This is a genomic window from Bordetella parapertussis (assembly GCF_020735925.1).
GTDB lineage: Bacteria > Pseudomonadota > Gammaproteobacteria > Burkholderiales > Burkholderiaceae_B > Bordetella > Bordetella pertussis.
The window spans coordinates 3998462-4010228 of the sequence record NZ_CP085971.1; the positions used below are offsets into that span (position 1 = coordinate 3998462).

Consider the following 11767-nt stretch of genomic DNA (forward strand, 5'->3'; position numbering starts at 1 on the left):
ACATGAAACCCGCCGACCTGACCAACGCCGACCGCATTGCCCTGGAACTGGGGCATGCGGGCCGCAACGCCATTCCTTACCTCGACGACGACCGCAATGCCGACCGTCCCTTCACGCTGAATACGTACCGCCCGTATGGCTACACCCCGGACCGGCCGGTCGTGGTGGTGCAGCACGGCGTGCTGCGCAACGGCGCCGACTACCGCGATTTCTGGATTCCCGCGGCCGACCGCCACAAGCTGCTGATCGTCGCGCCGACCTTCTCGGACGAAATCTGGCCGGGCGTCGAAAGCTACAACAATGGCCGCGCCTTCACCGCGGCCGGCAATCCGCGCCACGTCGATGGCTGGACCTACGCCCTGGTGGCGCGCGTGCTGGCCAACATCCGCGCCGCCGAGATCGCGGACTGCGAGCAGGTCTACCTGTTCGGCCATTCGGCCGGCGGCCAGTTCGTGCACCGCCTGATGAGCAGCCAGCCGCATGCGCCGTTTCATGCCGTGACGGCCGCCAACCCGGGCTGGTACACCCTGCCCACCTTCGAGCACCGTTTCCCCGAAGGGCTGGACGGCGTGGGCCTGACCGAGGACCACCTGGCCCGGCTGCTGGCCTACCCCATGACCATCCTGGCCGGCGACCAGGACATCGCCACCGACGACCCCAACCTGCCGTCCGAACCGGCGGCGCTGCGCCAGGGGCCGCACCGCTATGCGCGCGCCCGGCACTACTACGAAGCCGGCCAGCGCGCCGCCGCGCAACGCGGCTTGCCGTTCGGCTGGCAGTTGCAGGTCGTGCCGGGCATCGGCCACGACGGCCAGGCCATGTCGCAGGTGTGCGCCAGCCTCTGGTTCGACGGCCGCATGCCCGACGCAGCCGAACTGGCCCGCCTGGCCGGCTCGCAATCGGCCTGACCGCCGTCCCCTCCATCCTCCCTGCTGACTACACGCCCACGCCATGACGACCACGCTTCCCGACACCGACCAGCTCGTAGCTGGCATCCAGTCCTGGATTCAATGCGAATCCCCTTCGAACTCGCCGGCCGGCGTCACCGCCATGGCGCACCTGGCCGCCGAATACGCGCGCGCGGTCGGGCTGGCAGTGGAGATCCGTCCGCTGAACGCGGAAGTCGGCCCGCTGGTCTACGCCACCAATCGCGCTGCCGGCGATACGCGTCCCGGCGTGCTGGTCCTCGGCCACCTCGATACCGTGCACCCGATCGGCACGCTGCAGGACAATCCTTGCCGCATCGACGGCGACCGCCTGTACGGACCGGGCAGCTATGACATGAAAGCCGGCATCTACCTGGCGCTGTCGGCCCTGCGCGGCCTGCCCAGCCCGCACGCCACCGCCCTGCCCATCGATTTCCTGCTGGTACCCGACGAGGAAACCGGCAGCCACGCCTCGCGCGAGCATATCGAGCACTACGCCGCGCGCGCCAAGTACGCGCTGGTGTGCGAGCCGGCGCGCCCCAATGGCGGCAAGTGCGTGACCGCGCGCAAGGGCACCGGGATGCTGCGGCTCAACGTCAAGGGCCGTCCGGCGCATGCCGGCATGCAGCACGAGAAAGGCCGCAGCGCCATCCGCGAAATGGCGCACCAGGTGCTGGAACTGGAAAGCATGACCGACTACGAGCGCGGCATCACCGTCAGCGTGGGGACGATCGCCGGCGGCACGGTCACCAATACCGTGCCGGCCCTATGCCGCTGCGTGGTCGACTTCCGCGTGCCCGACATGGGCGCGGCCGAAGACGTGCTGCGCCGCATGCGCAACCTGTGCGCCGTCGGCCCCGACATGGAACTGGACATCGACGTCGAGCTCAACCGCCCGCCCATGGTCAAGACAGAAGCCGCTACCGCGCTGCTGCAACTGGCGCAGGATTTCGCCGCCCAGGCCGGCTTCGCGCTCGAAGACGCCCCCATGACCGGCGGCGGCAGCGACGCCAACTTCACCTCGGCCATGGGCGTGCCGACCCTGGACGGCCTGGGCGCCGACGGCGACGGCGCGCACACCCTCAACGAATACATCCTGGTGTCCACCCTGGCCGCGCGCATGCGGTTCTGGGAATTGCTGTTGAAAGCACTCCACTGACGGCGCGCCGGTCCCAGCACCAAGGGCGTGAGTGCCTGTCCCCGCGGGGACAGGCACCTCGCCAGCCCCCCCCGCGGCGCTAGTCCTTCTTCAGCAGCGCCTTCAGCATGCCCAGGCGCTCCTTGGGACTCATGGCGCGCGTGGCTTCGTCTTCCTGCACTTTGGCGTCGCCCAGGCCCATCTCCTCGATGAAGCGCGAAGGCTCGCGCACCACGTCTTCGCGCGCGCGGCGGCGCTTCTTGCACCAGCTCAGGTTCAGGCTGCGCTGCGCTCGCGTGATGCCCACGTACATCAGCCGGCGTTCTTCCTGGATGCGCGTGGCCAGGGTCTCGGCGGCGCGCGCGGGGTCGCCGCTGTCCTCGTCGTCCTTGCCCAGGTGCGGCAGCAGGCCTTCCTCGACGCCAGCCAGGTAGACGTGCGGGTACTCCAGCCCCTTGGACGCGTGCAGGGTGGACAGCTTGACCGCGTCCGGCTCTTCTTCCTCGCCGCGCTCGAGCATGGTCACCAGCGCGACGTGCTGCACCAGGTCGAACAACGTCATGCCGTCCTCCTCGGCCTTGCGCTTGAGCCAGCCCGTCAGCTCCAGCACGTTCTGCCAGCGCGTCTGCGCCGGCCGCTCTTCCAGCATGTCGTACAGGTAGCGTTCGTACTGGATGGCCGAGAGCAGGTCATCGAGGATCTGGCCGGCCGGCTCCGGCGCGCGCGCGGGCTGGCCTTCGACGCCCCGTCCGGCGCGCCACTGAATGCGCCGCACGAACTCGGCGAAGGTGCGCAGCGGCTCCAGCTGGCGCGGCGCCAGCAGGCTCTCGGGCCCGGCCTCGTCCACCGCGGCCAGCAGCGAGCATTGGCGTTGCGCGGCGTATTGGCCCAGCGTCTGCAGGGTGCCCTGGCCGATGCCGCGCTTGGGCGTGGTCGCGGCACGGATGAAGGCAGGGTCGTCCTCGTCGTTGGCGACCAGGCGCAGGTAGGCCAGGATGTCGCGCACCTCGGCCTTGTCGAAAAAGCTCTGGCCGCCCGAGATGGTGTACGGAATCTTGAGGTTGCGCAGCGCCTGCTCCAGCACGCGCGATTGATGATTGCTGCGATAAAGAATGGCGAAATCTTTCCATTGCGCCTGGCGCTCGAAGCGCGCCGCCGACACTTTCATCGCGATGGACTCGGCCTCGTGCTCGTCGCCATTCATCGGCGAGACGATGATGGGCTCGCCATGACCCAGGTCCGACCACAGCTTCTTCTCGAACAGCTTGGGGTTGCGTTCGATCACGTTGTTGGCGGCGGCCAGGATGCGCTGCACCGAGCGGTAGTTCTGCTCCAGCTTGATCAGCTTGAGATTGGGATAGTCGGTGGTCAGCTTGGCCAGGTTCTCGATGGTGGCGCCGCGCCACGCGTAGATGGCCTGGTCGTCGTCGCCCACTGCCGTGAACATGGCCCGTACACCGGTAAGCAGCTGCACCAGGCGGTACTGGCAAACGTTGGTGTCCTGGTATTCGTCCACGAGCAGATAGCGCACCCGGTTCTGCCAGCGCGTGCGCACCTCTTCGTTGCGTTCGAGCAGTTCGGCGGGAATGCGGATCAGGTCGTCGAAATCCACCGCCTGGTATGCCGCCAGCGTCGCCGCGTAGCCGCGGTAGACGGTCACGGCCTCGACTTCGGTGGGCGTGATGGCGGCGGCCGCCGCCTGGTCCGGCGTGAGCAGGGCGTTCTTCCACAGCGAGATGATGGACTGCACCTCGCGCAGCCGGCCGCGGTCGGTGGTCGCCAGCAACTCCTGGATGATGCTCATGGCGTCATCGGCGTCCAGGATGGAGAACTGGGGCTTGAGGCCGGCATGCGCGGCCTCTTCGCGCAGCAGCCGCACGCCCAGCGCATGGAAGGTGCTGATGGTCAGCCCCTTGGCCAGCTTCGGATCGACCAGGGTCTTGACGCGCTCGGCCATTTCGCGCGCGGCCTTGTTGGTGAAGGTCAGCGCCACGATGTTGCGGCCCATGTAGCCGCACTCGCGCAACAGATAGGCCATCTTCTGCGTGATGACGCGCGTCTTGCCGCTGCCCGCGCCGGCCAGCACCAGGCACGGCCCGTCCAGGTACAGCACGGCTTCTTTCTGGGAGGGATTCAGGCCACTGCCTATCGAGGTATCGCTTGCGGACATGTTCGGTCAGAGTACGGGTTCGAGCGCCGGCGCCGGCCCCGCTCAGATCTCCAGCGGATCGACTTCCAGTTGCCAGCGTACGCGCGCCTCGGCGGCCAGTTGCGGCAGGCAGGCCGCCCAGGCCGTCAGGAAACCCTGCAGGGCGGGGCGGCTGGTGCTTTCTATCAGCAGCTGGGCACGCTCGACGTGGGCCACGCGCACAACGCGCAGCGGCACGGGATCGTAGAGTGTAATCGCGTCCACGCCGGGCCATGGCTCGCCCGTGGCCAGGTCGCGCGCGCGCTGCAGAAAGCCCTGCGCCACCGTCAGTTCGCGCGCCTCGGCGGTCAACAAGGCCTGATAGGCAAACGGGGGCAGCCCTGTGTCTTCGCGCTCCTGCAGGGCGTGGCGCGCAAAGCCGGCGTAGTCGTGGCGCAACAGGGCCTGATAGACCGGTTGCTCCGGATAGCCGGTCTGGATCAGGACCTGCGCGCCGGCGGCATGGCGGCCCGCCCGCCCGGCCACCTGCATCAATTGGGCGAACAGGCGCTCGGGCGCGCGGAAGTCGTGCGCGAACAGCATGGAGTCGGCGTTGAGCACGCCCACCAGGCCGAGCCGCGCGAAGTCGTGTCCCTTGGCCACCATCTGCGTGCCAACCATGATGTCCACTTCGCCGGCATGCACGGCCGCGAACAGCGCCTGCGCACTGCCCTTGCGGCGCGTGCTGTCGGCGTCGATGCGCGCGATGCGCGCCTGCGGAAACCACTCGGCCAATTGCTCCTCGATGCGCTGCGTGCCGCGTCCCATGGGCTCCAGGTCCTGGTCGCCGCACTCCGGGCAGGCGCGTGGCACCGGCGCCTGGTAGCCGCAGTGGTGGCACTGCAGGCGATAGCCGCCCGCGCCCGGGCCGCGGTGCAGCACCGTGAACGTCGAGCAGCGCGGGCAGTGGCTGACCCATGCGCACGACGCGCAATGCAGCACGGGCGCGTAGCCGCGCCGGTTGAGGAACACCAGCGACTGCTCGCCGCGTTCGAGCCGCTGGCCGATCGCCTCGATGAACTGCGGCGCCAGACCTTGCTTGAGTTGCAGCCGGCGCGTGTCGATCAGGCGGATCTCCGGCAGGCTGCTGGCGCGCGCCCGGCCGGGCAGCGTCAGGCGCAGGTAGCGGCCGCGCTCGGCATGCTGCCAGCTTTCCAGCGACGGCGTGGCCGAACCCAACACCACCGGGATATCCAGGTCGCGGGCGCGCCAGATGGCCAGGTCGCGCGCGGAATAGCGCAGGCCTTCCTGCTGCTTATAGGAAGGATCGTGCTCTTCGTCGACCACGATCAGGCCCAGCTCCGGCAGGGGCGCAAAAATCGCCATGCGGGTGCCCAGCAGCAGGCGGGCCTGGCCGCGCTGCGCGCGCGCCCACGCCTGCACGCGCTCGCCATCGGCCAGCCCGCTGTGCAGGATGGCCACGCCCTGCGGCCCGACCAGCGCCTCCAGGCGCGCACGCAAGGCGCCTTCGAGCTGCGGCGTCAGGTTGATCTCGGGCACCATCAGCAGGACCTGCCGCCCGGCCTGCAAGACGCGCGCCGCCGCATGCAGGTACACCTCGGTCTTGCCGCTGCCGGTCACGCCGTGCAGCAGGACCGGCTGAAACGCCGACAGCGCGCCGATGGTGTCGACCGCCTCGCGTTGCGCTTCATTCAGTTCGGGCGCCTGGTCCGGCTCGGCCGCCACCGCTGCCTCGGCGCGCGGCTTGCGCGCGTCCAGGCGCGCCACGGGTCCCAGGCCGGAGCGCTTGCCCTGGTAAGCCGACGGTTTGCGCAGCGGCGGCGGCAGCACCGGCAGCATGACCTCGCCCAGCGGCCGCTGGTAGTAATCGGCCGCAAAGCGCGCCAGCCGCATCCAGTCGGCCGGCATCGGCGGCAGGTCTTCGAGCGGCTGCTCGACCTCGCGCACCTGCGCCGGGTCGATGGACGGCTGGGCCGGATGTTCGACCACCACCCCGACCAGCTTGCGCCGCCCGAACGGCACGATCACGCGCGCGCCCAGCGGCAATGGCGCTGCGCTGCGGTAATCGAACGGCCCCGGCAACGGGACGTCCAGCGCAACGCGCACCCAGACGCCCGCCGCGTCGGCGGCGGGCAAGGCGGGATCGGCGGAAGACGCGTCGCTCATACTTAAAGTGAATTCTGGATTCTGGCGCTAACCCTGCGGCGCCTCATAGTGATATCCACACAAGTTTCCAGGCTGTGGATAACTTTGGGGGAAAAACGCTGGCAAGGGTGCGAGCTTTCAGGGCCGTGCCTGCCTGGCTTGGTTTCGCTTCTGCAATAAGCTCATATTTTTCTTTTGTATTCATGAGCTTATATATATTTTCCAGACTACGAGGCAGGTATTGGGGGTTTTCCCGAAACTTTGCGCTGCTGTGCACAACTCGGCACGGCAGCGCCTTCCCAGGCCGTTTGAAAGCGAAGCGCCCACTTACCCCGCATGCAGCGCGCGGCTGTAGGTGTGCACCTCGTCGACCAGCTCGCTGACCACCTCGGGCGGAGAGTATTGCGAGATGCCGTGCCCCAGGTTGAACACGTGGCCGCCCTTGCCGACCGGACCGAACGCGTCCAGCGTGCGCCGCGCCTCGGCGCGCACCGCCTGGGCGCCGCCGAACAAGGTCATGGGATCGAGGTTGCCCTGCAGCGCCACCGCGTCGGCCACCCGGCGGCGCGCCGTGCCCAGGTTGACCGTCCAGTCCAGGCCCACGGCATCGCAACCGCATGCGGCGATTTCCTCGAGCCACTGCCCACCGCCCTTGCTAAACACGATGACCGGCACGCGGCGGCCTTCGCGCTCGCGCGTCAGGCCTTCCACCACGCGCCGCGTATAGGCCAGCGAAAACTGCTGGAACAGGCCGTCGGCCAGTACGCCGCCCCAGCTGTCGAACAGCATCACGGCCTGCGCGCCGGCATCGATCTGCGCATTGAGATAGTGGCGCGTGGCCTCGGCGTTGATCTCCAGGATGCGGTGCAGCAAATCGGGCCGGCCATACAGCATCGATTTGATCAGGCGATAGTCGTCGCTGCCGCGCCCTTCGACCATGTAACAGGCGATCGTCCAGGGGCTGCCCGCAAAGCCGATCAGCGGCACGCGGCCGTCGAGTTCGCGGCGTATCGTGCGCACTGCGTCGAACACATAGCGCAAGCTGTCCATGTCGGGCACCGCCAGCTTCGCCACATCGGACTCATCGCGCACCGGATGCGCGAAACGCGGCCCTTCGCCAGGTGCGAAATCCAGGCCCAGGCCCATGGCGTGCGGCACGGTCAGGATATCGGAGAACAGGATGGCGGCATCCAGGGGGTAGCGCGCCAGCGGCTGCAGCGTGACTTCGCAGGCGTAGTCGGGATTTTGCGCGAGCCCCATGAACGAGCCCGCACGGGCCCGTGTGGCGTTGTATTCCGGCAGGTAACGGCCGGCCTGACGCATCAGCCAGATCGGCGTGTATGGTACGGGCTCGCGCAGCAGGGCGCGCAGGAACACATCGTTCTTCAAAGGGGCAACAGACACGACTATCCTTGGTGATCGGAAGCCGTGATTTTACTGCCCTGGCAATTTCCTGCCCGCGGGACGGGAAAGGCTCGTTCAAGCCTCGTCGGCGGGGTCCCGGGGCGGAGCCGTTTCGTAGGGCCACGCGCCGGCCACACCCTCGCGATAGGGCCGGGCATCGATGCCATGCTTGCGCATCAAGGCCCAGAACGCGCGCCGGTGCTTGCAGGCGGCACGCGCCGCCTGGGCCACGTTGCCGCCGTGGCGCGCCAGGGCCCCGCGCACATAGGCACGCTCGAACCGCCCCACCACCTGCGCCTTGGCCTGGCGGAAAGGCAGCTCTCGCTGTACCGCCATCCGGGCGTCGCCCAGCTTCGCGGCATAGGGCGCGCGTGTCTGTGCAAGCATGCACGGCGCCGCTGCCGACGCATCGGCGGTTTCCGGCATGCCGGGCAGGCGATAGCCGTCGCCTTCGCCCGGATCTGTGGGCGCGCCGGGCCCGCGGCCGCCGCCAGGCTCGGCGCCCGGCACCGGCACGGCGGCCCGAATGCCTGCCGCCGGCGGCGGGATGGCGCGCCAGGCGCGCGACGCCCTGACGCGCAGCTCCTCCAGGCAGGCCGGCACACGCAGGAAATCCCGCGCGCCCAGGCGCAGCAGGTCGGCGATGGCCGGCGCGGTCAGGTCGCGCACCAGTACCAGCACCGGGGTACTTAGCGCCGGGCTGGCTTGCGCCAGCACGAGACGCGCCCACCCCAGCGTGGAGGCCTGCACGGGCAGCAGCAAGGCGTCGAAGCGGCGCAGGCTCATGGCGGCTTGCCCCAGGGCGAGCCCATCGCGCCCGCCCGACAGCGGGTATTCGTGCAGGCGCAGGCGGTCGGCCAGGCGGGCCTCGGGGCCACGCACGGCGGCCAGCCACGCGCCTACCCACGACGGCTGGTCGGGCATGACAAGTACGGCGCATTCCAGAAGTGCACGCATGGCATGGGCCTCATTCACGATGAGCGAAGCCATAGCCTAACGCGTCGCGATGCGGCCCGGCCATTCGCAATCGCCACACTGTGGAGATTGCGCAGGCATGGGTCCGGGGATGCGCCAGAAACGACAAAGGCGACCGAAGTCGCCTCTGTCTGCCTGACGCGGCGGGCAATGCCCGCCGGCAATCAGTGCGTACGGCCTTGGCGCAGCTTGCGCGCGGCCACGGCCTGGGCGGCCAGCATGGCCAGCTCGGCTTCGACCACGGCGATGTCGGCCTTGTCCTTGGCGTTGCGCAAGGCCTCTTCGGCCTTCTCGCGCGCCGCCACGGCACGGGCTTCATCCAGGTCGGCGGCCCGGATGGCCGTATCGGCCAACACGGTCACGCTGCCCGGCTGCACCTCGAGGATGCCCCCGGCGACGAAGATGTTTTCCTCGCCTTCGTCGGCACGGACGATCTTGACCGTCCCGGGGCGTATGCGCGAAATCAGCGGGGTGTGGCCGGGCAGAATGCCCAGCTCACCCGCCTCGCCAGGCAGCACCACGAACTTCGCCTCGCCGGTGAAGATCGCTTCCTCTGCGCTGACGACATCCACATGCAGGGTAGCCATATCGGATCCTTATTGGAGTTTCTTGGCCTTCTCGAAGGCCTCGTCGATCGTGCCGACCATGTAGAACGCCTGCTCGGGCAGCGCGTCGCACTCGCCGTCGACGATCATCTTGAAGCCACGGATCGTTTCGGCCAGCGACACGTACTTGCCCGGCGAGCCGGTGAACACTTCGGCCACGTGGAAGGGCTGCGACAGGAAGCGCTGGATCTTGCGCGCGCGGGCCACGGCCTGCTTGTCTTCCGGCGACAGTTCGTCCATGCCCAGAATCGCGATGATGTCGCGCAGTTCCTTGTAGCGCTGCAGCGTCTGCTGCACGCCACGAGCCACCTGGTAGTGCTCTTCGCCCACGACTTGCGGGTCGAGCTGGCGGCTGGAGGAGTCCAGCGGGTCCACGGCGGGGTAGATACCCAGCGCAGCGATGTCACGCGACAGCACGACGGTCGAGTCCAAGTGCTGGAAGGTCGTGGCGGGCGACGGGTCGGTCAAGTCGTCGGCAGGCACGTACACGGCCTGGATCGAGGTGATCGAACCGGTCTTGGTCGAGGTGATGCGCTCTTGCAGCACGCCCATTTCCTCGGCCAGCGTAGGCTGGTAGCCCACCGCCGACGGCATACGGCCCAGCAGCGCCGACACTTCGGTACCGGCCAGGGTGTAGCGGTAGATGTTGTCGACGAAGAACAGGATGTCACGGCCTTCGTCGCGGAACTTCTCGGCCATGGTCAGGCCGGTCAGCGCCACGCGCAGGCGGTTGCCCGGGGGCTCGTTCATCTGGCCGAACACCATGGCCACCTTGTCCAGAACGTTCGACTCTTCCATTTCATGGTAGAAGTCGTTGCCTTCGCGGGTACGCTCACCCACGCCGGCGAACACCGACAAGCCGCTGTGCTGCTTGGCGATGTTGTTGATCAGTTCCATCATGTTGACGGTCTTGCCCACGCCGGCGCCGCCGAACAGGCCGACCTTGCCGCCCTTGGCGAACGGGCACACCAGGTCGATAACCTTGATGCCGGTTTCCAGCAGCTCGACCGACGGCGACAGCTCGTCGAAACGGGGCGCGGGCTGGTGGATGGCGCGCTTCTCGTCGGACGCGATGGGACCGGCTTCGTCGATGGGACGGCCCAGCACGTCCATGATGCGGCCCAGGGTGCCGTGGCCCACGGGCACCGAGATCGGTGCGCCGGTGCCGGCCACTTGCATGCCGCGGCGCAGCCCGTCGCTGGAACCCAGCGCGATGGTACGCACCACGCCGTCGCCCAGCTGTTGTTGCACTTCCAGCGTCAAGCCCTTCTCGGCGAACGAGGAACCCTCGTCGACCAGGGTGAGCGCTTCGTAGATCTTGGGCATGTTATCGCGGGGGAACTGAATATCCACCACGGCGCCGATGCACTGAACGATGGTTCCGTTGCTCATGTCGATTCCTTGCTTGATAGCTTTTGTCGGAGTACTGCCGGGTTACACCGCGGCAGCGCCCCCTACGATTTCCGAAATTTCTTTGGTGATCGCGGCTTGACGGGTCTTGTTGTAGACCAGTTGCAAGTCACCGATGACCTTCTTCGCGTTGTCCGACGCGGACTTCATCGCCACCATCCGGGCCGACTGCTCCGACGCCATGTTCTCAGCCACGGCCTGGTACAACAGCCCTTCGACGTAACGCTGCAGCAGATCGTCGATCACGCTCTTGGCATCCGGCTCGTAGATGTAGTCCCAGCTGTAGTCCGACTTGATCTCGGCGGTCTTGGCCAGGGTCTCAACGCCCGATTGGAACGGATCGTCCAAACCATTGGACAACGGCAGCAAGCGCAGGAACACCGGCTCTTGCCTCATCGTGTTGACGAAGCGCGTGGTCGCCACGTACAGCGCGTCGATACGGCCTTCCAGGTAGTCGTCCAGCTGCACCTTGATGGCGCCCAGCAGGCGGTCGAGGTCGGGCTTGTCGCCCAGCTGCACTTCCTGGGACACCAGCTTGGCGCCAATACGCGTCAGCAGGCCCAGACCCTTGTTGCCGAAGGCCGTCGCCTGCACCTTGATGCTGCGCTGCTCGAATTCCTTCAGCTTGGACAGCGTCACGCGGCTGATGTTGGTGTTCAGGCCGCCGCACAAGCCCTTGTCGGTCGTCACCAGCACCACGCCGACCGCCTTGACTTCGCGTTCGACCAGGTACGGGTGGCCGTACTCGGGATTGGCCTGCATCAGGTGCGCAGCAATCTCGCGCACCTTGGTGGCGTACGGACGACCCGCGCGCATCCGCTCCTGCGCCTTGCGCATCTTGGATGCGGCGACCATTTCCATCGCCTTGGTGATCTTGCGCGTGTTTTGCACGCTCTTGATCTTGGTTCGGATTTCCTTGATTCCGGGCATTGCGCTTTCCTGTTGAAACGGCTTGGCGGGTTCAGCCGGGCTGTCCCCGCCCTACCGTAGGATGGGCGGCACGCCCATCGCTACG

General features: G+C 67.7%; 9 protein-coding genes. 2 read left to right on the plus strand and 7 right to left on the minus strand.

What is annotated here, in order from left to right:
• Positions 1 to 2 precede the first annotated feature (2 nt).
• Together LK409_RS18845 and LK409_RS18850 are read left to right on the plus strand one after the other, a co-directional pair.
• Complete coding sequence (locus LK409_RS18845) at positions 3 to 908, plus strand: hydrolase (protein WP_003815329.1); 906 nt, start codon at positions 3 to 5, stop codon at positions 906 to 908.
• A 43-nt stretch (positions 909 to 951) separates the two neighbouring features.
• Entirely contained in the window at positions 952 to 2085 is a 1134-nt protein-coding gene (locus LK409_RS18850) for a M20 family metallopeptidase (protein WP_010929402.1), read from the plus strand.
• Between the two features lie 79 nt (positions 2086 to 2164).
• Here LK409_RS18850 and LK409_RS18855 read toward each other — a convergent pair whose 3' ends face one another.
• The 7 genes from LK409_RS18855 to atpG all read right to left on the minus strand — a co-directional run bounded on the left by LK409_RS18855 (position 2165) and on the right by atpG (position 11682).
• Complete coding sequence (locus LK409_RS18855) at positions 2165 to 4234, minus strand: UvrD-helicase domain-containing protein (protein WP_041937313.1); 2070 nt, start codon at positions 4232 to 4234, stop codon at positions 2165 to 2167.
• Positions 4235 to 4276: 42 nt separating this feature from the next.
• Positions 4277 to 6379, minus strand: coding sequence for a primosomal protein N' (locus LK409_RS18860; protein WP_010929404.1), 2103 nt, complete (start codon positions 6377 to 6379; stop codon positions 4277 to 4279).
• Positions 6380 to 6685: 306 nt separating this feature from the next.
• Positions 6686 to 7762, minus strand: a complete 1077-nt coding sequence (hemE, locus tag LK409_RS18865) for a uroporphyrinogen decarboxylase (RefSeq protein WP_010929405.1) — start codon at positions 7760 to 7762, stop codon at positions 6686 to 6688.
• 75 nt (positions 7763 to 7837) lie between these two features.
• Complete coding sequence (locus LK409_RS18870) at positions 7838 to 8719, minus strand: hypothetical protein (protein ID WP_041937462.1); 882 nt, start codon at positions 8717 to 8719, stop codon at positions 7838 to 7840.
• A gap of 182 nt (positions 8720 to 8901) precedes the next feature.
• Complete coding sequence (locus tag LK409_RS18875; protein WP_003815341.1) at positions 8902 to 9324, minus strand: F0F1 ATP synthase subunit epsilon; 423 nt, start codon at positions 9322 to 9324, stop codon at positions 8902 to 8904.
• A 9-nt stretch (positions 9325 to 9333) separates the two neighbouring features.
• On the minus strand, positions 9334 to 10734 hold the full coding sequence (gene atpD / locus LK409_RS18880) for a F0F1 ATP synthase subunit beta (RefSeq protein ID WP_003815343.1): 1401 nt from the start codon (positions 10732 to 10734) through the stop codon (positions 9334 to 9336).
• 42 nt (positions 10735 to 10776) lie between these two features.
• Positions 10777 to 11682 (minus strand): F0F1 ATP synthase subunit gamma, encoded by a 906-nt coding sequence (gene atpG, locus LK409_RS18885; RefSeq protein ID WP_010929407.1) that lies wholly within the window; start codon positions 11680 to 11682, stop codon positions 10777 to 10779.
• Between the last annotated feature and the right edge of the window lie 85 nt (positions 11683 to 11767).